This is a genomic window from Kitasatospora sp. NBC_00240, from assembly GCF_026342405.1.
In the GTDB taxonomy this organism is placed as follows: Bacteria; Actinomycetota; Actinomycetes; order Streptomycetales; family Streptomycetaceae; genus Kitasatospora.
The window spans coordinates 1695332-1716077 of sequence record NZ_JAPEMU010000001.1 but is presented as its reverse complement, the minus strand read 5'-3'; the positions used below and the strand labels follow the sequence as shown (position 1 = coordinate 1716077).

The following is a 20746-nucleotide window of genomic DNA, read 5'->3' as shown; positions in this document are numbered from 1 at the left end:
GCTGAAGCCATGACTAAAATGTCCGTATGGATGCGGTGCGCGTGGTCGCCGAACCCAGACGGCGCGAGATCCTGCGGCTGATCTGGGACGAGGAGCTGTCCGCCGGCGAGATAGCCGAGCGGTTCGACGTCACGTTCGGCGCTGTCTCGCAACATCTGAAGGTGCTCCGCGACGCCGGGCTGGTTACGCTGCGCCAGGACGGCCGCCGGCGTTACTACCGGGCCGACCAGGACGCGATGGGCCCGTTGGCCGCGTACCTGCGGACGATGTGGGCCACCAGACTGGACGCCCTGGCCGAACTCGCCGAGCAGGCGGAGCGGGCCGGGGGCACGGAAGACACCGACCGCGCCGAGCGGGCCCGCTAGCGGACCGCCAGGCCGAACCGGCCCGCCCGGGCCGAACGGAAGGACCCCAGCCATGACCGAACCCGTGGTGACCGTGGAGCGGCGGATCGCCGCCCGGCCCGAAACGGTGTTCTCCTTCTTCGCCGACCGTGACCGCTGGCTGTCCTGGATGGGCAAGGGCGGCGACTTCGCGTTCACCCCGGGCGGCGCCTACCGCACCCACGTGGCCGCCGACAACCACGCGTCGGGGCACTTCGTGGAGATCGACCCGCCGAAGCGGGTGGTGTTCACCTGGGGTTGGGAGAGCGGCGGGATGCCCGTGCCGCCCGGCTCCAGCACGGTCGAGATCACCCTCGAGCCCGAGGGTGACGGCACCTGGGTCCGGTTGGTCCACCGCGACCTGCCGCCGGAGGCCTGCGCCCCGCACCACGAGGGCTGGGTGCACTACCTGGACCGGCTGGTCGTCCTCGCCGAGGGCGGCGACCCGGGTGTCGACAGCTGGTCGGAGAACACCCACGTCTGACCGTCCGGGCGGCCCGGCCGGTCGCCCCGCCCACGACTCCCGCGTCCGACCGGCCGGGGGAGTCGGGCCGGCCGGTGAACCACCCGTCGAGGCAAGGAAGTCCGCATCATGCGCGCTGCCGTCGCGACCGCCGCCCGAGCCCCGCTCTCGCTGACCGGGCGGGAGACCCCGGAGCCCGGGCCGGGCGAGGTCCTGGTCAGGATCACCGCCTGCGGAGTGTGTTTCTCGGACCTGAACCTGCTCCGCGGCCACTACCCGTTCGCCCGCTTCCCGGTCGTCCCGGGCCACGAGATCACCGGCACGGTGGTGGCGCTCGGATCCGGCGTGAGCCGGTTTGAGGTCGGCAGCGCCGTCGGGGCGCAGTTCCTGTAGGACTCCTGCGGCCACTGCGACCACTGCGTGCGGGGCGAGCAGATCCTCTGCCCGGCGAAGCGGATCACCGGGCGTGGTCGTGGACGGCGGCTACGCCGAGTACGCCGTGCTCAAGGCCGGCTTCGTCACCCCGCTGCCGGCCGGCCTGGACCCGGTCGCGGCCGCGCCGCTGATGTGCGCGGGACTGACCGCCTTCAACGGCCTGCGGCTCGGCGGGGCTCGGGCCGGCTCCCGGGTCGCGGTGATCGGCGCCGGCGGCATCGGCGCGCTGGCGGTCCGCTACGCGCTGGCGATGGGGGCCAGGGTGGCGGTGGTCGGCCGGTCCCGTCGGGGCGCGGACCGGGCCGCCGAACTCGGCGCCGAGCTGTTCGTCGCCACCGACGGGAGCGATCCCGCCGCGGCCCTCAAGGCCTGGGGCGGTGGAGCGGACCTGGTGCTCAACGCGGCGCCCTCGACCGCCGCCGCGACCGCCGCCCTCGGCGGCCTGGCGCCCGACGGCACCCTGCTGCTCTGCGGCTACGGCAGTGAGCCGCTGGTGCTGCCCACCCAGCCGATGGTGCTCGACCGGTTGCGGGTGATGGCCTCGCCGTCCGGCTCGCCGCACGATCTGCGGGACACGCTGGCCTTCTCGGCCGCGCACGGCATCCTGCCGGCGGTGACCCCGATCTCCCTCGACCAGGCGCCGGCCGCACTGGACGCGATGGCCGCCGGCCAGGGAAGCGCGCGCTCGGTCGTCACCTTCGGCTGACGGCCCGCGCCACCCGGCCCGCGCCACCGGCACTCACCACCCGGTCGGCCGCCACCTGCGGCCGTCAGCGCCGGGCGGTCAGCGCGTCCAGCAGGATGTCCAGGCCGGCCGCCAGCTCCGCCGGCGCGTCGTGCTCGGCCAGCAGCGGGGCCAGCGCGCGCAGCCGCGGGTACTCGGCGGCCGGGAGGCGGTGCAGGCCGAGCCGCAGCAGCGGTTCCGGCTCGTCGGGGTTGTCGACGATCTGCCGTTTGTCGACCAGCAGGTAGCCCAGGATCCAGCCCACCAGGGCACGGTAGATCCACAGCGCCTGCGCCCCGTCGAAGCCGCCCCGGCCGATCAGGCCGAGGAAGCGCTCGTTCAGCCGGAGCATCGAGGTCGGCCGCCGGGCCAGCGGGACGGAGAGCGGCCGGGCGATCACCAGCGGCAGCAGGGCCGGATGCCTGTCGGCCACCGCGCAGAACACCGCGGCGACCCGGTGCACCTCGGCACGCCAGTCGACATCCGGCGGCACCGGGCCGAGCCGCTCGTTCACCTCCGCGTAGAAGGCCTCGATCATGCCGATCAACAGCGCGTCCTTGCCGGCGGCGTAGCGGTAGAGCGCCATCGGCTCCACGCCCAGGTCGGTGGCCAGCCGGCGCATGGTGAGCGCCGGCATGCCCGCACGGTCCACCAGGGCGACCGCCGCCGCCAGCACCCGCGCCCGGCTGAGCCGGCCGCGCCCGGACGCGGAAGCACCAGGTCCGACCGCCTCGCCGCTCTCGTCGTCGCTCACGATCGCCTCCTTCGGCGCCGTGGCCCCACGCCGCCCCGATCCCTGGAGCACTTGACTCCCTCGTTCGCCGAGGGAGAAGCTAAGTATACAAAGTACATTTCGGCAGTACGCGGATCGGTGAAGCGTGTGTCGTACGCGAGGCGCCTGGCGACGCCCGACCGAGCCAGGCGACGCCCCGGCGTCCGGCGCACCCGGCGGAGGCATCCCGAAGAGGGCGGGCCTTCGCACCACGGCCGTCGACCGGGCGGAGCCCGACCCTCCCGCCCCGGTCTCACGCTGGAGACACCATGTCGCACACCCAGTACACGACCCTTCCGGACAGTCACCGGGTTCCGCGCCGCGGCGCGACCGTGGCCGGTCCGGTCAACCCCAACGAAGAGATCAACGTCACCGTCTATCTGCGGCGCGACCCGAGCGCCCCACCGATGCCCGACGTCCTCGAACTGGCGATGACCCCGCCGACCGAGCGCGAGACGCCGACCGAGGCCCGTCTCGCGGACGTCAACCGGGCGTCCCCCGCCGACGTGACCGCGGTCCGTGACTTCGCCGCCGAGCGGAACCTGGCCGTCGGCCGGGTGGACGAACTGGCCCGGAGCATCGAGCTGGAGGGTACCGTCGGCGACCTCGCGGACGCCTTCCAGGTGCCGCTGGCCCGCTACCAGTACCAGGACCGCAACGAACGCTGGCGCACCTACCGCGGCCGGGTCGGCTCGATCCACGTGCCGGCCGATCTCGGCGACGTGGTCACCGGTGTGTTCGGCCTCGACAACCGGCCGATCGGCAACAGTCTGATGACCCGGCGACCGCAGGCGGCCACCGCGTTGTCGGTCGACGAGGCCGCGATCGGCCTGCCGTCGGGCACCTTCCTGCCGAACGCCCTGGACCGGCTCTACGACTACCCCACCGGCACGGACGGCAGCGGTCAGACCATCGCGGTGCTGGCGTTCAACGGCGACACCGCGAGCGGACCGTCCGGCGGCTACTCGCAGACCGCCCTGAACACCTACTTCCACAACGTCCTGCACATCGACCCGCCGCCGCAGATCACCGACGTGGTCGTACAAGGGCCGGGCAACGACCCCGGAGGTGACCTCGCCGCGGCCGACCAGAACGACGTCACCATCGAGATCATGCTCGACCTCCAGGTGATCGGCGCGCTGGCTCCCGAAGCGGAGATCGTCGTCTACTTCAGCCGGTTCAGCGAGCAGGGCTGGGTGGACGTCATCAACCGGATCGTCAGCGACCGCCGGGCGTCCGTGGTCTCCTGCAGTTACGGCAATCCCGAGGACGCCCCGGGCCTGGCCTGGACCGCGTCGGGGGTCAGGCACGCCGACGAGGCCTTCACGCTGGCCGCGGCGGGCAACGTCAGCATCTGCTGCGCCAGCGGCGACAACGGCTCCGGCGACATTCCGACGGCACTCGTCCGGGAACTGAACCTGCGCCCGCGCTCGCACGCCGACTTCCCGGCGTCCAGTCCGCACGTGCTGGGTGTCGGCGGGACCCGGCTGTTCGCGCAGGACGACCACACCATCGCCGCGGAGATCGTCTGGGACGACGGCCCCGACAGCTCCACCGGTGGTGGGATCAGCCGGGTGTTCCCGGTACCTCCGTGGCAGCAGGGGGTCACCCTGCCGTTGACGCCCGACCTGCCGCACATCGCCGGCCGCGGCGTGCCGGACGTGTCCGGCCTCGCCGACCCGGTGACCGGCGTGATGATCCTCAGCGTGGACGGCCGGACCCTGTACAAGATCGGCGGTACCAGCGCGGCCGCCCCGCAGTGGTCCGCGCTGCTGGCCCGGGTGAACCAGGGGCTCGGCGCGCCGGTGGGCTTCCTGAACCCGTTGCTCTACACCGAGTTGTCGGACGGCGTGCTGCGGGACATCACGCTCGGCGCCAACGGCGCGTTCGGCTCCGGGCCCGGATGGGACGCCTGCACCGGCTTCGGCAGCCCCGGCGGTCAGGCCCTGCTGGACGGCCTGCGCAAGCTCGGCTGAGGCTCACGGCCCCGCCGTGCACGGGAGTTGCCGGCCGATCGGCTGACGTTCGCCTGGCCCCCTGACCCCCCGACCCCCCCGACCCCCTGACCCCCTGACCGCCCGGGCGTGCCGGTTACGGGGGACGGGACGGACGTGCTGATCCGTCGGCCGCCGAGCGGACCGGCTGCGGCTGTTCCCGCCGCCGATTACCGGTAAGGGCCGGTAAGGGCCGGTGAGCGCCGGTCGGTTCGGCCGGCGGCGCGACCACCAGCAGCCGGCGCCCCGGCGGCTCCCGTCAGGATCGACCGGACAGCTCCTGCTCGGCGATCCGACCGTCGCGCAGTTCCACCACCCGGTCGGCGAGTTCCATCAGGGCGGGGTCGTGGGTGGCGACCAGGGCGGTGACGCCCTCGCTGCGGACCACCGCGCGGAGCAGCTCCATCACCGAGTGGCCGGTCTCGGAGTCCAGCTGGCCGGTCGGCTCGTCCGCGATGATCAGGGCCGGTTCGTTGGCCAACGCCCGGGCGATGGCGACGCGTTGCTGCTGGCCGCCGGAGAGTTCGCCCGGCCGCCGGCCGGCGTGGTCGGCCAGGCCGACCAGGGCGAGCAGGGTGTGGGCCCGCTCCTCGCGCTGCTTGGCGGGCAGCTTGCGCAGGCGCATCGGGACACCGACGTTCTCGGCGGCGGTGAGCACGGGGATCAGGCCGAAGGACTGGAACACGAAGCCGATCCGGTCCCGGCGCAGCGCGAGCCGGCCGTCCTCGTCCAGCCCGGCCAGGTCGGTGCCCTCCAGCTCGACGCGCCCGCCGGTCGGGGTGTCCAGGCCGCCCACCAGGTTGAGCAGGGTGGTCTTGCCGGAGCCCGACCTGCCCTTGAGCGCGGTGAGTTCGCCGCGGGCGGCGGAGAAGCTGACCCCGCGCAGGGCGTGCACGGCCTGCGGTCCGCTGCCGAAGCTCCGCCGCAGGTCCTCCACCAGCACCATGGGTGCCGGTGCGGCTGCCGTTGCAGCCGCCGGTGTGCTTGCCGCTCGCTGGCTCATGCTGAGTCCCCCCGGGGGTCGGCCCGCAGGCCGGTCGTTTTGTTCGTGAGGGTTTGAATTTGCTCATCCTTTGCGCGAATTGCGCAAGACCCTTCCATGTGATGATCGAATCTGACAGGATCGTCCGCTATCCGGTGTCAAGCAACCGGCCTTGGGGGAGGAACGGGATGCTCGGCTTCGTCCTTCGCCGCCTGCGCGGGCGACTCCCGCTCGCCGCGGCGGTCCTGGTCACGGTGCTGATCACCACGGCGATGCTCACCGCGATCGTGGCGTTCAACCGCACCGTCGGCGAGGCCGGTCTGCGCCAGGCACTCCAAGGGCCGGGCCGGAACCGGACCACCGTCCTGGTCACCGGCGAGCGCGCCGCCCCGGCCCGCAGTGCCGACGACGCGGCCGTACGGGCCTTCGCCGACGAGTTGTTCGGCCCGCTCCCGGCCAGGGTCGAGAGCGTCGCCCGCAGCCGCTCGTACGGTCTGCCCGCCGCCGGGCCCGAGGCCGCCGGACCCGGCGCGGGCCGGGCCACCGACGACCGGGCCGCCACCGGCAAGGATCCCGACCTCACCGTTCTGGTGGCCCTGGACCGCGGGCAGGCCCACCTGCTGGCCGGTCGCTGGCCGCAGTCGTCCGCCCGAGCGCCCCTCCAGGCCGCCGGATCGGCCGTCGCCGGCGCCGCCGTGGAGGTCGCGGTGCCGCCGGCCGCGCTGGCCCGGCTGGGGCTGACGGCCGCGGCGCTGCCCGCCTCCGTGACCCTGGCCGACCGGTTCCAGGGGGGCCCGCTGGCGGTCCTGGTCACCGGCGTCTACCAGGCCGCCGACCGCACTGACCCGTACTGGCGGCTCGACCCGCTCGGCGGCGCGGAGGTGCAGGTCAGCAGCTTCACCACCTACGGGCCGATGCTGGTGGACGACGCCGAGTTCACCTCCGGCCCGCTGCTCCAGAGCGGCCGCAGCTGGCTGGTCCGGGCCGACTTCGGCGCCGTCCGACCCGACGAGGCGGAGGCCCTGCGGCTGCGGACCGATCCCGCCTCCGCCGCCCTGCAGCACACCGCCGCACTCCGCGTCCAGACCGAACTCGCCGACCTGCTCGGTGAGTTGAAGTCCGCTGCGGTGGTGGCCCGGTCGACCGTACTGATCGGCGCCCTGCAACTCGCCGTGCTCGGTGCGGCGGCCCTGCTGCTGGTCGTCACCCTGCTGACCGGCCGCCAGGAGAGCGAGAACGCGCTGCTGGCCGCCCGCGGCGCCTCACGCGGCCGGATCGGCCTGCTCACCGCCGCCGAATCCGTCCTGCTGGCGCTGCCCGCGGCCGTGCTCGCACCCCTGCTGACCCCGCCGCTGCTGCACCTGCTGGGCCGCTTCGGACCGCTCTCCCGGGTGTCGCTGGACACCTCCCTGCCGTGGATCCTCTGGCCCGTCGCGGCCGCCTGCGCGCTGGCCTGCGTACTGCTCACCACGCTGCCCGGGCTGGTCCGCGGGGCCGGCGTCGCCGCGCTGCGCCGCGCCGGCCGCCGACAGGCGGCGGTGGCCGGCGCGGCCCGCTCCGGCGCCGACCTCGCCCTGCTCGCCCTCGCCTTCCTGGCCTACCGGCAACTGGCCCGCCAGAGCGGGGGCGCCCTCGCGGCGGAGACCGCCGGGCGGCTGGGCGTCGATCCGGTGCTGGTCGCCGCGCCGACCCTGGCACTGTGCGCCGGCACCCTGCTCGTCCTGCGCCTGCTGCCCTTCGCCGCCCGGCTGGGCGGCCGCTGGGCGGCTCGCGGCCGGGGCCTGGCACCGGCCCTGGTGGGCTGGCAGTTCGCGCGCCGGCCCGGCCGGGCCACCGGGCCGGTCCTGCTCCTGGTGCTCGCCGTCTCCACCGGTGTCCTGGCGCTCGGTCAGCACAGCGCGTGGTCCGCCTCGCAGCGCGACCAGGCCGACTTCGCGACCGCCGGGGGGCTGCGGATCACCGGCTCCGGCCTGGCTGCGATGGGTCAGGGCGGCCGCTACGCGGCGCTGCCCGGCGGCGAGCGGCTGATCCCCGTCGTACGGGCCGACCAGTCGCTGCCCGGCGGTGGCACCGGCCGGCTGCTGGCGCTGGACGCGGCGGGCGCGGCCGCGCACCTGCAAGTCCGGTCCGACCTGTTCGACGGTCGCGGCACGGGCGCGTTGCTGGCCCCCCTGGTGAGTCCCGAGCCGCAAGGCCCGGAGGCCGGCGTCCCGCTGCCGGGCCACCCGGCGCGGATCGACCTGGAGGTGGGCGTGCGGGTGCTGCAACGCTCGGTCGTGGCGGGGGCCGCCGACCCGTCGTCCGCCGGCGGGCCGGTCCGCCCGGGCCTGTGGCTGATGCTGCGCGACCGCTTCGGCACCACCTACCGCACCCTCGTCCCCGGCCTGCCGACCGAGGGCGACGCGAAGGTCTCCGTCGACCTGGCCGCGCTGACGGACGCCCCGCTCGGCTCGGTCGCCACGCCGCTGACCCTGACCGGCCTGGTGGTCGGCTACGGCTGGCCGGGCGGTGAGCGGATCGACGGCGAGCTGACGGTGGGCCGGATCGCGGTGGCCGACACCGTGGACGGCCCGGCCGTGGCCGCCCCGGTCGGGGCCGACTGGTCACCGACGCCCGCGCAGGGCGGCGCCGGTGCACCCGTGACCCTGGAGAGCCTTCCGGCGGACCAGCGGGCAGCCGGAACGCTGTTCCGCCTGCGCTACCACAGCACCCCCGCGGACTTCCGCGGCGTACGCGTCCCGATGGCCCCGGCCGCCGGCGCCCCGTTGACGTCCGCCGGCGGTGAACTGCCCGGCCTCGCCACCCGCGACTACCTGACGGCCGTCGGCGCCTCCGTCGGCGACCTCGTCCGGGTGCCGTTCGGCGGCGCCCGCCTGCCGGTGCGGATCACCGCCGCCGTCGACTCGGTGCCGGTGGCGGGCCGCACCGCGCTCGTCCTCGACCTGGCCTCCGCCGGGCGGCTGCTGGCCGCCACCGGGGTGGAGACCCCCGTCCCGAACGAGTGGTGGCTGCCCGCCGCCTCCGCGCACGACCCCCGGCCCGCGGCGGCCGCGGCCGTGCTCCGCTCCGCGCCGGGCAGCCAACTCCTGCACCTGCGGGAGGAGATCGTCGCCGGGCTGCTGGAGGATCCGGTGAGCGCCGCCCCGCAGACCGCGCTGGCCGCACTGGCCGTCGCCACCGCGGTGCTCGCCGCGATCGGGTTCGCGGCGGCCGCGGCCGCGGCCTCGGCCGAACGGGCGGGGGAGTTCGCCGTCCTGCTGGCCCTCGGGGTGCCACGGCGCCGACTGACCCGGACGGTCGCCGCCGAGCAGGCCGTCCTGGTCGGCCTGGGCACGACGGTCGGGATCGGACTGGGCGCCCTGATCGTCCGTCTGATCGTCCCGCTGGTGGTACTCACCCCGGCCGCCCGCCGGCCCGTACCCGACGTCCTGGTCGGGCCGCCGCTCGGCCAGACCCTGCTGCTCGCGGCCGCGATCGGCGCCCTTCCGCTGCTGTCGGCCTTCCTCGGCGCCCGCCGCCGCCGGAACCCGGCCGCCCGGCTGCGACTCGTGGAGGAGATGTGAGCACCCGCGACCACGCCGGACGGGCCGATCGTGCCCGGCGGCCCGCGCCCTGGGTGCGCACCCGGCTGCGCGCGGCGCCGCCGGCCGTCCTGCTCGGCGCCGCCCTCGCCTTCGTCCTGGTGCTGCTCGCCGCAGCCCTGCCGCGCGCCCTGGACCGCGGCGCCGACAGCGCCCTGCGTACCTACCTGCGCGACGCCGGCCCGGCCGCGACCAGCCTGCTGATCAGCGCCCCGGCGAAGTCCGGCCAGGACTCGCCCGAGCGGCTGGCCACCGCGCTGGCCACTCTTCGGAGCCGGGTCGGCGCCGCGTTCCGGCTCGACCCGAGCGGCCCGGTGCACGGCGCCCGCGGACTGCACCCGCGCAGCCTCTCCAACCCCGAACTCGCCCGCCCCGAAACGGTGCCGCCCCAACTCGGCCTGTACTTCCTGCCCGCCGTCGCCGACCACGTCCAGCTGGTCGAGGGGAACTGGCCGGCCGGCGGCACCGCCGACGGTCCCATCCCCGTCGCGCTCGCCGCCGAGGCCGCCGCGACCCTCGGCGCACGGGTCGGTTCCGTTCTGGAGGCCCCGTCCTCGGTCGGTGTCCCGCTGCAGGCCCAGGTGGTCGGCCTCTACCGGGCCGGCGACCCGGCGGAGACCTACTGGACCGGCCTGTCCTGCCTCACCGAGGCCTGCCTCAGCCTGACCAGCGTCCTGCCGGCCGAGACCTTCTGGACGACCGCCGGCCTGGTCGGGCCGGAATCCGTCGGCCGGCTCCTCGACTGGGGCGTCCGGGCGGAGGACTTCTGGCGGCTGCCGCTGGACCCCGGCGCGCTGCGGGCCGACCGGCTGGCCGGGACGCAGGCCGAGGTGGCCTCCTTCGTGGCCGGCCCCGACGCCGCCGAACTGGCCACCGCCACCGGGCGATCCGAACTTCGGGTCGCCTCCGACCTGCCCGACCTCTTCGCCCGGGCGCTGACCCGGCGGTTCGCCGCCGCGCCGCTGACCGCCGTCGGCCCGGCCGGCGTGGCCGGGGTCGCCCTGGTGGTGCTCTGCCTGGCGGCCGGACTCACGGCCGACCGCCGCGCCGGGGAGCTGCGCCTGCTCCGGGCCCGGGGCGGATCACGCGCGGGAATCCTCGGCCGGCTGCTCGGCGAGGGCGCGGTGACCGTGCTGCCCGCCGCGGCGGTCGCCACCCTGCTCGCCTTCGTGCTGCTGCCCACGCCGCGCTGGACGGCCGCCCTGCTGGGGGCCCTCGCCACCACGCTGCTGGCCCTGCTGGCCCTGCCGGTCCGGGCCGCCGTGCTGCTCGCCGCCCCGCGGCAGGCCGGCGGACGGCGCCGGGCGGTCGCCGAACTCGCCGTGCTGGCCGCCACGGTGGCCGCCGTGTCGGAAGTCCGCCGCCGGGGTGTCGCCCCGCCCGGCGAGGGCCTGGACCCGCTGCTGGTCGCCGCCCCCCTGCTGCTGGCCCTGTCCGGAGCGCTGCTGCTGGCCCGGCTGCAGCCGGCGCTGGTGGGCGCGCTGGCCCGGGCGGCCGGGCGCGGGCCCGGCGCGATCGGTTTCCTGGGCCTGGCCCGCGCCGCCCGGGGCACCGGGGCCCGCCGCGGCGTCTCGGTGCTGCCGCTGCTGGCCCTGCTGCTCGCCGTGACCACGGCCGGCTTCGGCGCCACCGTGCTGGACGCGGTGGACCATTCCCGGCTGCGGGTGGCTCGGCTCGCGGTCGGCGGCGACGCCGCCGTCACCGCGCCCGCCCGGGGCAGCCTCTCGGACGCCTTCACCCGGGCGGCGGCCGAACTGCCCGGCGTACGGACCGCGACCGCGCTCTGGACGGACGACGACATCGCGCTGCCCCCCGCCGCCGGCCGGGACCAGGCCACCGTGGTGGTCGCCGACCCGGCCGGGTACGCGGAGCTGGCCCGGACGGTCGGACGCGGGCGCTTCGACCCGGCGCTGCTGGCCGGCGCCGGGCCCGGCGCCCCGGTGCCCGCGCTGGTGAGCGCCGACCTCGCCGGGCGGCTCGGCCGGGAGGCCTTCCCGTTGCGGCTGGCGGGCGGGACCGAGTTCCTGGCCACGGTCGCCGGCGTGGTCGACGGCACACCGGCCCGGCCGGAAGCGACCACGGCCCTGATCGTGCTGCCGGCCGGCCCGACGGCGCTGAAGGTCCCCGCGGTGGGCCGCCCCAACCGCTGGTACGCGCTCGGCGCGATCGAGGACGAGCGGCTGCGGGCCCTGGTCCGGGACACGACCGCGGCTCCGGCACCGGTACCGGCCGCGGGTTCGCGACCGGTACCGGCGACCGGCCCGACGGTGCTGACCAGCGCCGCCATGACGGCGAAGCTCGGCGCCGACCCGCTGCAGCACTCCGCCGGCCGGCTCTTCCAGGCCTCGGTGGCCGGTGCCGGGGGCTTCGCGCTGCTGGCGGTGCTGCTCACCCTCGTCCGGGCGGCGCCCGAACGGGCCGCACTGCTGGCCAGGTTGCGCACCATGGGCCTGCGACCGCGGCAGGGGCTGTCACTGATCCTGGCCGAGGCCCTGCCGCAGACCCTGGTGGCGGCGGCCGGCGGGATGCTGCTGGCGATCGCCGCCGTGGCCCTGCTCGGGCCCGCCGTCGACCTGACCTCGCTGGTCGGCGCGGCGGTACCGGCCGGGCTGCGGCCGGCCGTGCTGCCGGTGCTGACCCAGGCCCTGGGCCTGGCGGCGCTGGTGTCCGCCGGGGTGCTGGCCGAGGCCGCGGTCTCCGGGCGGCGACAGATCACCACCGAGTTGAGAGCAGGGGACAGCCGATGAACAGCGCGCCGCACGGCCAGGCCGTCGAGGAGGCGCCCGCCCACCGCCCGCCCACCCTGCAGGAGTTGCGGCAGAAGGCGCTGGCGGCCGCGGCGCCGCGCGCGCACGCCGCCGGTGCGGCGATCGTCTGCGAGCGGCTGGTCCGGATCTTCAGCGCGGACGGTGTCGAGGTGCAGGCCCTGCAGGGGCTGGACCTGCAGGTCGAGCAGGGCGACCTGATGGCCCTGGTCGGCGCCTCCGGCAGCGGGAAGTCCACCCTGCTCAACATCCTGGCCGGCCTGGACGTCCCGACCGCCGGCACCGCCACGGTGGCCGGCCGGGACCTGCTGGGCATGTCCGCCAAGGAGCGGCTGACCTACCGCCGGGACGTGGTCGGCTTCATCTGGCAGCAGACCGCCCGCAACCTGCTGCCCTTCCTGACGATCGCTCAGAACATCGCACTGCCGATGCAGTTGCGCGGCGAGCGGGGCGGTCGCGCCCGTACCGCGGCGCGCGCCGCCCGGGTGGGCGAGCTGCTGGAGGCGCTGGGCATCGGCGAGCTGGCCGCCCGCCGCCCCGCGGAGCTGTCCGGCGGCCAGCAGCAGCGGGCCGCGATCGCGGTGGCGATGGCCAACGACCCGGCGGTGCTGCTCGCCGACGAGCCCACCGGGGAACTCGACTCGGAGACCGGCGCGGGCGTGTTCGAGGCCTTCCGGACGGTCAACCGCGAGCTCGGCGCCACGGTGGTGATCGTCACCCACGACCCGCTGGTGGCGGGCGAGGTGCGTCGTACGGTCGCCGTGCGCGACGGGCGGACCAGCAGCGAGGTGCTGCGCCGCACCGTCACCGACGAGCACGGCGAGGAGTCGATGAGCGAGCGCGAGTACGTGATGCTGGACCGCACCGGGCGGGTGCAGCTGCCGGCGAAGTTCCTGGAGGCGCTCGGTATGGAGCACCGGGTGGCGGTCGATCTGGGCGCCGACCACATCGCCGTCCGTCCGGACGACCTGCCGGGGCACTGAGTCGCCCTCGGGCGGGGCCGGCGGGTCGCCCCGGGGGAGGTGCGGCCCGGGGCCGGGCCTGCGCCGGCCTGCTCGACCGCCTGAACGAGATGACTTCTCAGCCTGGGATCACTTCTGGCCCGGGCCAGCTGCGCCCGGGCCGGCGACCGACGCGAGGGCGGCGTCGAGTCGCGCCGTCGCCTCGGCCGCGACCGGCTCCAGGTCGGGCAGCCCGGTGAACGCGACCATGGTGTTCGGGTCGAGGGCCTGGACGAGGACTTCGTCGCCGTCGCGGCGGACCACCACGTTGCAGGGCAGCAGCAGCCCGACGGCCCGCTGTCCGGGGCCACCGTGCTGGTCAGCCTCTCCGCCGTCCTGCTGCTGCCCGCACCGGCGTTCCGCTCGATGGCGCTCGGCATCATGCTGGCGGTCGCCTTCGTGCTCGCCGCCACGCTCACCCTGCTGCCCGCCGTGCTCGGCCGGCTCGGGCGCCGGGTGAACGCCGGTGCGCTGCACCGCTCCCGCCGGGGTGCCGGGCGGAGCGAGGGCTCGGCCCGGTTCGCCGCCTGGGGCGAGCGCCTGTGGGCGCACCCGCTGCGGTACGGCGTCCCGGCGCTGCTGGTGCTGCTCGCCCCGGCCGCGCCCGTGGTCGGGCTGCGCACCGCGATGCCCTCCATCACCGTCGTTCCCGAGGACTCCTCGGCCCGTACCGGGTATGCCGCCGTACAGCGGGCCTTCGGCCCCGGCGCGCCCGGCGCCCTGCAGATCGTGACGCCCGCGGGGCAGGCCGACGCCGCCGCCCTGCTGCGCGAATCGCCCTCGATCGCTGCGGTGATACCCGCTCAGCATGCCGCAGACGGCTCAGGGTTGACGATGCTGCAGGCCGTTGCGACGGTCGACCCGTCGGACCCGGGCCTGGCGGCCACCGTCGAGCAGCTGCGCGAGCGACTGCCGGAGCAGGCACTCGTCGGCGGCGCGGCGGTGGAGAATCTCGACCTGCAGAGCATGCTGGACGGGAAGACCCCGCTGGTGATCGGCGTGGTACTGGCGATGGGATTCGTCCTGCTGCTGCTGGCCCTCCAGGCGCCGCTGGTCGCCCTGCTCGGGACGGTCACCAACCTGCTGGCCACCGCCGCCGCCTTCGGTGCCGCGCGACTGGTGTTCCAGGACGGCCACGGCGCGGGACTGCTCGGATTCGAGCCGCAGGGGTTCCTGGACGGCTGGGCGCCGGTGTTCTACTTCGCCATGATCTTCGCGATCGCGATGGACTACACCGTCTTCCTGCTCTCCTCCGCCAAGGAGCACCACGAGCGGAGGCGGGACCCGCGGCGGGCCGTGGTGGGGGCGCTGGCCCACTCCGGGCGGGTGAACTTCGCCGCGGCCGCCGTGATGGTGGCGGTGTTCTTCACCTTCGCGCTCTCCGGCCCGCTGCCGCCCAAGGAGATGGGCATCGTCCTCGGCCTCGCGGTGCTGCTGGACGCGGCGCTGGTGCGACTGGTCCTGCTGCCGGTCCTGCTGCGGCTGACCGGCCGGGCCGCCTGGTGGTCGCCGGCCTGGCTGCGCCGGGTGCTGCCGGACATCCGCTTCTCGCACGAGTGAGCGGCGCCCTGGCCGCGGCGGCCGCTATTCGCTCCTGCGGATACCCCAGGGGGTACAATGGAGCCACCATCGCGAGGAGGAGACGTCCGTGACCGTCGACGAGGAAGCCACCGGCGCCGTCCTGAACCGCCTGCGCCGGGCCCAGGGGCAGCTGAACGGTGTGATCGCCATGATCGAGGCCGGGCGCGACTGCAAGGACGTGGTCACCCAACTCGCGGCCGTCTCACGGGCCCTGGACCGGGCCGGATTCAAGATCGTGGCCAGCGGGATGCGCCAGTGCCTGGCGACCGCCGACGGCGACACCCCGCCGATGTCCGAGGCCGAGCTGGAGAAGCTGTTCCTCACCCTCGCCTGAGCGGCGTCCGGAGAAGCCGGACGGGGCCGGTGGCGGCGACGACTGTCGCCTCCACCGGCCCCGTCCCGTGCCGGGTTTCGGGGGTCAGACCGCCTGGGCGGTGACCTCCGGCGCGGTGCTCCGCTCGGCGGCGGTCACCGGCTTCGGGTTGAGGACCCGCTCGGCCAGGTGGCCGAAGAGCAGGCCGAAGGACACCCAGAGGGTGGCCTGGATGGCGAGGGCCGAGAGCCGGAACTGCCAGAGCAGCGTGGCCGGGAAGTCCTCCGGCACCTCGTTGATCGCGGGCAGGAACACGTAGGCGAGGCCGACGGCCAGGGCGAAGCCGGCCGCCGTGACCACCGTCGCGTACCAGGTGCCCAGACGCGGCGCCAGCCGCTTGCCGACGATCACCGCGGCGACCGCCAGCAGGATGCTGAGCGCCATCATCAGGAAGTACAGCGTGGTGCGCTTGCCGATCGTCTCCGGGTCGCCCACCGACGGCGGGTTGGCCGGGTACTTGAGGAACGGGACGACGTAGACCGCGAGCAGCGCCGCGCCGGAGAGCAGCGCGGCGGTGGCGCGCGCGCCGAACCGGCCGACCCGGCCCAGCGCGAAGCAGAACGCGAGCGCGCCGAAACCGCCCAGCGAAATGCCGTACACGAGAACGCCGGTGGCGAGACCCGCGGTCGACTGCATGGCCCGGCTGACGAGTTCGACCTCGCCGTGCTCGTGGGCGTGCGCCTCCTCGAAGGCGATCGCCGCGTCGATGTGCGGCTCACCCATCAGGTAGGCGACGATCAGGGCGAGCACCCCTGCGGCGAGACCCGCGAGCATGCCGCGGACGAGCAGGGATCTGACAGCTGTGGAGTTCATGGAGCGGTTCCCCCGGGATTTCAGTGGCAGGGGAAACCGAGCAGGTGGCGGCCGTCGTGCACCCATTCGTGCACGCTCTCGCCGGAGATGAGGGACGTGGCGCCCTGCTCGGCGCCGACGAAGTAGATCAGGGCCAGCATCAGGATGCCGAAGAACACCGCCCAGGGGGCGATCGCCTTGAGCGGCAGGGTCAGTGGTGCGGCCGGTACGGCGGCGGGGGCGGCGGACTGTGCCATGACTGGAACCTCCTCGGGAACTCGCGTCCCGCTAGATGGTGCAGAAACGACGGCATCGGGTCTGACTCCCCGGCAGATCGGCCCGTACGGGCCGGTGCTGCGGGCTTACAGTGGCGCGACCGTGCCGGATTCTCACCGGACTTCCGTCATACCGTCGTCGTATCGGGCTTGAAGGTACCGTCTGCGGTCGGGTCCGCCAAGGGCGCGGGGCGGCGCTCTTGGGGCAGTACCGCGCGGGCGCCCCCGCCGGGCGCCCGGTGCACGGAGTGATTCACCCCGGCAGCAGAGGAGTTGGACAGGATGGAGCGAGCGATGACCGTCCGCGTGACCTTGGTCTCAGCGGCGATGAGCACCGCACTGCGGGAGGCCCGCTTCGACGACGGCGGGCCGCTGGAGCCGGCCGGACTCCGGCAGGCCGAGCAGGCCGCCGGGGCCCTGCCGGCCGGCGGCCGGTCGTACGCCTCCCCGTCGCCGCGCTGCGCCGCCACCGCCACCGCGCTCGGACTGCGGGCCGAGCCGGCGCCGGCCCTCGCCGGGTGCGCGATGGGCCGTTGGACCGGCCTGACCCTCGCCGAGGTGGCGGCGGCCGAGGGCGAGGCGGTGGCCCGCTGGCTGGGCGACCCGGCGGCCGCCCCGCACGGTGGCGAGAGCCTGCTCGACCTGTTCGCCCGGGTCGCCGGCTGGCTGGACGCGCTGCCCGCCGACGCGCCGTCCGGCGCGGAACGCGGCCCGGTGACCGCCGTGGTCGAGCCGGACGTCGTCCGCGCCGCCGCGCTGCACGCCCTGGGGGTACCCGGGCCGGCCTTCTGGCGGCTCGACGTGCAGCCGCTGTCGGTCACCGAGCTGACCGGACGGTCCGGCCGGTGGAACGTCCGCTGGGGCAGGCCGGCCGGCGGGTAGCAGCCAGGGCCGGGCATCGCCCGATCGGCCGACGGGGATGGCAGCCGGCCCGGCCCGGCCGGAGCCTGGGGGCATCATCCCCGTCCCCCGAGGAGCCCCGTCATGACCGTCACCGCCGACCTCGACAAGGTGCTGGACAAGAAGTACGAGAACCTGACCCTGCCGGAGGTGCTCGACGCGCCGGTCGCCGCCCTGGCCGGCCTCACCGACGCCCACGGCGAGGCGCTCGGCGCGCTGCGCATCAAGACCGTCGGTGACCTCGGCCGCAACAAGTACATCCGCTGGGCGGTCGCGATGGCCGACCTCCAGGACCGCACCCACTGAACGGCCGCACCCCCGGTCGGAGCGGCCGCACCCCCGGTCGGAGCGGCCGCAGCCGCGGCGCGCGGCCGGCGCGCGGGAGGTGGCGGCGGTGCCGATGACGGTGGTGGAGGGGCGCAGGCTCAGCCTGTCCCACCTCGACAAGGTGTACTTCCCGCAGACCGGGACCCTCAAGGGCGAGGTGATCACCTACTACGCCACCGTGCAGTCGGCGCTGCTGCCCCACCTGCGCGACCGGCCGCTGTCCTTCCTGCGCTGCCCCGAGGGTGTGGAGGGCGAGCGGTTCTTCGCCAAGAGCCCGCCGGCCGGCACCCCGGGGTGGGTGCGCACCGTCGCCGTGCCGAGCACCGCCGGCGGGCTCCGCCAGGTGGTGGTGGAGGACGGCGCCACGCTGGTCTGGGCGGCCAACCTCGGCTGCGTCGAGTTCCACGTGCCGCAGTGGCACGGCGCCGAGCCGGCGGTGGCCGACCGGCTGGTGCTGGACCTCGACCCGGGCGAGGGCGCCGACATCCTGACCTGCCGGGCGGTCGCCCGGCTGCTGCGCGAGCGGCTCGCCGCCGACGGTCTGACCAGCTGGGTCAAGACCTCCGGCTCCAAGGGCCTGCACCTGCTGGTGCCGATCACCCCCACCCCGGGGGACGAGGTCTCCGGGTACGCCAAGGCCGTCGCCGCGGAGCTGGAGCGGCTCCACCCGGATCTGGTCGTGCACACCATGGCGAAGGCCCGCCGGGTCGGCCGGGTCCTGGTCGACTGGTCCCAGAACGCCGCGAAGAAGACCACGGCCGCGCCCTACACCGTCCGGGCCCGGGCCCGCCCCACCGTCTCCACCCCGATCAGCTGGGACGAACTCGACCGGGCCCGGTCCGCCGAGGACCTGGAGTTCACCATCGCCGACGTCCCCGGCCGGCTGCGGGCCGACGGCGACCTGCTCGCCCCGCTGCTGCTCCCGTCCCGGGCCCGCCCGCTGCCCGAGGCCGCCACGCCGGGGCGGGCGGCGCCCGCGGCCCGTCCTGGCAAGGCGCCGGTCGTGGCGCTGGCCGTGGCGCCGGTCGTGGAGGTCTCCGCCGCGGTGCGGCCGCTGCAACCACCGTTGGAGGTGATGCGCCCGGCCGCCGTCGACGAGGTGCCGGGGCCGGACGGCCTCGGCGGCTCCGGCATCGTCCACGAGCTGAAACTGGACGGCTTCCGCTGCCTGGCCTTCGCCCGCGGGGAGCAGGCGCCCTACCTGCAGTCCCGCTCCGGGCGCGACCTCTCCGCCGACTTCCCCACGATCGCGCTGGCCGTCGCCCGGCTGCCCGCCGGCCTGGTCCTGGACGCCGAACTGGTCGCCTGGCGGGACGGGCGCTTCGCCTTCGAGGAACTGCTGCGCACCCGCGCCGCCCGCGAGGCGGACGCGGTGGTGCTCGGCCTGATCGCCTTCGACGTGCTGGCGCTGCCCGGCGGGCAGGACGTCCGCGGGCTGCCGCTCGCCGACCGGCGCCGCCTGCTCGCCGAGGTGCTGGCCGGGGTGCCGCCACCGATCCAGCAGGTGATGGCCACCACCGACCGCGCCGAGGCGCTCAGCTGGGTCGAGCGGCTCGCCGCGACCGGCGTCGAGGGTCTGGTCTGCAAGAGCGCGGCCTCCCCGTACCGGGCGAAGGGCGCCGGCCGGGTCTGGGTGAAGTACCGCCCGCACGACACCACCGACGCCACCGTCACCGCCCTCACCGGGACCGCCACCCGGCCGCGCGCCCTGCTGCTGCGGTTGGCGGACGGCCGCGAGGTGCTCAGCTCCCCGCAGCTCACCCCCGTCCAGGCCCGCCGGGTGGCCGAGGCGGCCGCCGGCCTGCTCGGCGAGCCGCGCACCGACCCCGAGCACGGCCCGGTGCACCCGCTGGCCGGGCCGCTGCGGGCCGAGGTCCGGATCGACACCGGACGGGTGCTGCGGGCCCGTTTCGTCCGGCTGCGCGGCGACTGACCCGGCCGGGCGCCCGCAAGGGCGCGGCCACCGACGGACCAGCCCGGACGGACACGTGCGCCGACCACGTCGAAAGTGGTCCCATGGATGCAGGACCTCGGCAGCGCGCGGCGCGCCCGGGCGGTCGTTCGAGAGGAGGCCAGTGATGGCCCGACCGATTTGGAGCGGGATCCTGAGCTTCGGCCTGGTGTCCGTACCGGTGTCGCTGTACGCGGCGACCGAGGACCACACCGTGCACTTCCGGCAGATCCAGCGCGGCACCTCCGACCGGGTGCGCAACCTGCGGGTGAACGAGCGCACCGGTGAGGAGGTCGCCTTCGGCGACATCGTGAAGGGTTTCGAGACCGCCGAGGGCGAGTACGTGGTGGTCGAGCCCGAGGAGCTGGAACAGATCTCCCCCGGGCGTTCCAAGACCATCGAGATCACCGGCTTCGTCGACCTGGACCAGGTGAAGCCGATCTTCTTCGACAAGACCTACTACCTGGGCCCCAAGGGCAAGGAGTACGGCAAGGTCTACACCCTGCTGCAGAAGGCGCTGGAACAGGCCAACCGGGCCGGGATCGCGCTGTTCTCGATGCGCGGCAAGGAGTACCTGACGGCCGTCCGGGCCGAGAACGGCATCCTCACCGCCCACACCATGCACTTCGCCGACGAGGTGCGCGACCCGCACCACGAGATCGGCAACCTCCCGGACGGCGACAGCGCGGTCAGCGACCGCGAGCTGACCATGGCCGAGCAGCTGATCGAGATGCTGGCCGTCGACTGGAACCCGGACGACTACCACGACACCTTCGAGCAGAAGGTGCACGAGCTGATCGCCGCCAAGCAGTCCGGCGCCGACTACGCCGCCCCCGAGGCCGCGCCCAAGCCCAGCAACGTCATCGACCTGATGGACATCCTCAGCCGCAGCCTGGAGAGCGCGGGCCGGCCGGCCGGGGCGGCCGAGGCCGAGGAGGTGGAGCCCGCGGCGCCCGCCCGGCGCGGCCGGACCGCCACCGCGCCCGCCGGCGGCAAGGGCGCCGCGAGCCGCAACGCGCCCGCCGCCGGGAGCAGCAAGGGGAAGAACACGGGGAAGAAGGCCGCCGCCGAGGACCTCTCGCAGCTCACCAAGGCCGAGCTCTACAAGCGGGCCGGCGACCTCGACATCCCGCACCGCTCGACGATGACCCGCGACCAGCTCCAGGCCGCGCTGGAGGAAGCCGCGGCCGCGCAGGGCGGCGACCGCCCGGCCGCCAAACCCCGCCGGCACCTGCGGGCAGCCTCCTGAGCATCGGCACCGGCACCGGCACCGGCACCGCTCCGCTCCGTCCGGCGACCCCGCTCCGTCCGGCGACCCCGCTCCGTCCGGCGACCCCGAGCCGCGCGGTGGCAGCGGCGGCCGGGGCAGGCGGCGGGGCAGCGAAAAACCCCTTGATCGCCCGGCCGCCCCGCGGGGTAGCCTGGCATGTCAACTCGGGCCGCCCGT

Annotated in this window: 18 protein-coding genes, 2 pseudogenes and 1 riboswitch; of the genes and pseudogenes, 15 read left to right on the top strand and 5 right to left on the bottom strand. The window is 75.4% G+C overall.

Going from position 1 to position 20746, the window contains the following annotated elements:
• The first annotated feature begins 26 nt into the window (after positions 1 to 26).
• The 4 genes from OG689_RS07110 (at position 27) to OG689_RS07095 (ending at position 1987) form a co-directional block, all read left to right on the top strand.
• Positions 27 to 365 (top strand): metalloregulator ArsR/SmtB family transcription factor, encoded by a 339-nt coding sequence (locus OG689_RS07110; RefSeq protein WP_266318704.1) that lies wholly within the window; start codon positions 27 to 29, stop codon positions 363 to 365.
• A gap of 52 nt (positions 366 to 417) precedes the next feature.
• A complete protein-coding gene (locus OG689_RS07105; RefSeq protein WP_266318703.1) occupies positions 418 to 867 on the top strand; it encodes an SRPBCC domain-containing protein in 450 nt (149 codons plus the stop codon).
• 108 nt (positions 868 to 975) lie between these two features.
• Positions 976 to 1239, top strand: coding sequence for an alcohol dehydrogenase catalytic domain-containing protein (locus OG689_RS07100; protein WP_266318702.1), 264 nt, complete (start codon positions 976 to 978; stop codon positions 1237 to 1239).
• A gap of 73 nt (positions 1240 to 1312) precedes the next feature.
• Positions 1313 to 1987 carry a zinc-binding dehydrogenase gene (locus OG689_RS07095; protein WP_266318700.1) on the top strand — a complete coding sequence of 225 codons (675 nt, stop codon included), beginning with the start codon at positions 1313 to 1315 and terminating at the stop codon, positions 1985 to 1987.
• 64 nt (positions 1988 to 2051) lie between these two features.
• Here OG689_RS07095 and OG689_RS07090 read toward each other — a convergent pair whose 3' ends face one another.
• Positions 2052 to 2759: a TetR/AcrR family transcriptional regulator gene (locus tag OG689_RS07090; RefSeq protein WP_266318699.1), complete on the bottom strand. Its 708-nt coding sequence runs from the start codon at positions 2757 to 2759 to the stop codon at positions 2052 to 2054.
• Positions 2760 to 3046: 287 nt separating this feature from the next.
• Between OG689_RS07090 and OG689_RS07085 the strand changes: the two genes are divergently transcribed.
• On the top strand, positions 3047 to 4753 hold the full coding sequence (locus tag OG689_RS07085; protein WP_266318698.1) for a S53 family peptidase: 1707 nt from the start codon (positions 3047 to 3049) through the stop codon (positions 4751 to 4753).
• A gap of 277 nt (positions 4754 to 5030) precedes the next feature.
• Here the strand turns inward: OG689_RS07085 and OG689_RS07080 are convergent, their stop codons facing one another.
• The gene (locus OG689_RS07080; protein ID WP_266318696.1) at positions 5031 to 5774 is read right to left on the bottom strand and encodes an ABC transporter ATP-binding protein; all 744 of its coding nucleotides are present in this window, start codon (positions 5772 to 5774) and stop codon (positions 5031 to 5033) included.
• 167 nt (positions 5775 to 5941) lie between these two features.
• Between OG689_RS07080 and OG689_RS07075 the strand changes: the two genes are divergently transcribed.
• Genes OG689_RS07075 through OG689_RS07065 form a run of 3 tightly spaced genes read left to right on the top strand, consistent with a single transcriptional unit; the run spans position 5942 to position 13082 of the window.
• Positions 5942 to 9316: an ABC transporter permease gene (locus OG689_RS07075; RefSeq protein ID WP_266318695.1), complete on the top strand. Its 3375-nt coding sequence runs from the start codon at positions 5942 to 5944 to the stop codon at positions 9314 to 9316.
• On the top strand, positions 9313 to 12081 hold the full coding sequence (locus OG689_RS07070; protein ID WP_266318694.1) for a hypothetical protein: 2769 nt from the start codon (positions 9313 to 9315) through the stop codon (positions 12079 to 12081). The genes OG689_RS07075 and OG689_RS07070 overlap by 4 nt, the downstream gene beginning before the upstream one ends.
• Positions 12078 to 13082 carry an ABC transporter ATP-binding protein gene (locus OG689_RS07065; RefSeq protein ID WP_266318692.1) on the top strand — a complete coding sequence of 335 codons (1005 nt, stop codon included), beginning with the start codon at positions 12078 to 12080 and terminating at the stop codon, positions 13080 to 13082. The genes OG689_RS07070 and OG689_RS07065 overlap by 4 nt, the downstream gene beginning before the upstream one ends.
• Before the next feature lie 108 nt (positions 13083 to 13190).
• Here OG689_RS07065 and OG689_RS07060 read toward each other — a convergent pair.
• Positions 13191 to 13397: pseudogene (locus tag OG689_RS07060) on the bottom strand (DUF302 domain-containing protein); the annotation flags it as partial.
• 15 nt (positions 13398 to 13412) lie between these two features.
• On the opposite strand from OG689_RS07060, the gene OG689_RS07055 reads away from it, so the two are divergent.
• Together OG689_RS07055 and OG689_RS07050 are read left to right on the top strand one after the other, a co-directional pair.
• Complete coding sequence (locus OG689_RS07055) at positions 13413 to 14660, top strand: MMPL family transporter (RefSeq protein ID WP_266318690.1); 1248 nt, start codon at positions 13413 to 13415, stop codon at positions 14658 to 14660.
• Positions 14661 to 14748: 88 nt separating this feature from the next.
• Entirely contained in the window at positions 14749 to 15015 is a 267-nt protein-coding gene (locus OG689_RS07050) for a metal-sensitive transcriptional regulator (RefSeq protein WP_266318688.1), read from the top strand.
• 84 nt (positions 15016 to 15099) lie between these two features.
• On the opposite strand, the gene OG689_RS07045 is transcribed toward OG689_RS07050, so the two are convergent.
• Together OG689_RS07045 and OG689_RS07040 are read right to left on the bottom strand one after the other, a co-directional pair.
• Positions 15100 to 15867, bottom strand: coding sequence for a CbtA family protein (locus OG689_RS07045; RefSeq protein ID WP_266318686.1), 768 nt, complete (start codon positions 15865 to 15867; stop codon positions 15100 to 15102).
• A gap of 20 nt (positions 15868 to 15887) precedes the next feature.
• Positions 15888 to 16103 (bottom strand): CbtB domain-containing protein, encoded by a 216-nt coding sequence (locus tag OG689_RS07040; protein WP_266318684.1) that lies wholly within the window; start codon positions 16101 to 16103, stop codon positions 15888 to 15890.
• 33 nt (positions 16104 to 16136) lie between these two features.
• Positions 16137 to 16300, bottom strand: a riboswitch (cobalamin riboswitch).
• A 115-nt stretch (positions 16301 to 16415) separates the two neighbouring features.
• Here OG689_RS07040 and OG689_RS07035 point away from each other — a divergent pair.
• The 5 genes and pseudogenes from OG689_RS07035 to OG689_RS07015 all read left to right on the top strand — a co-directional run bounded on the left by OG689_RS07035 (position 16416) and on the right by OG689_RS07015 (position 20548).
• Positions 16416 to 17003, top strand: coding sequence for a histidine phosphatase family protein (locus tag OG689_RS07035; RefSeq protein ID WP_266318682.1), 588 nt, complete (start codon positions 16416 to 16418; stop codon positions 17001 to 17003).
• 102 nt (positions 17004 to 17105) lie between these two features.
• Positions 17106 to 17327: a hypothetical protein gene (locus OG689_RS07030; RefSeq protein ID WP_266318681.1), complete on the top strand. Its 222-nt coding sequence runs from the start codon at positions 17106 to 17108 to the stop codon at positions 17325 to 17327.
• A gap of 94 nt (positions 17328 to 17421) precedes the next feature.
• Positions 17422 to 18294, top strand: a pseudogene (gene ligD, locus OG689_RS07025) (non-homologous end-joining DNA ligase); the annotation flags it as partial.
• 129 nt (positions 18295 to 18423) lie between these two features.
• A complete protein-coding gene (locus OG689_RS07020; protein WP_266326931.1) occupies positions 18424 to 19281 on the top strand; it encodes a DNA ligase in 858 nt (285 codons plus the stop codon).
• A gap of 145 nt (positions 19282 to 19426) precedes the next feature.
• Positions 19427 to 20548 carry a Ku protein gene (locus OG689_RS07015; protein ID WP_266318679.1) on the top strand — a complete coding sequence of 374 codons (1122 nt, stop codon included), beginning with the start codon at positions 19427 to 19429 and terminating at the stop codon, positions 20546 to 20548.
• The last annotated feature ends 198 nt before the right edge of the window (positions 20549 to 20746 follow it).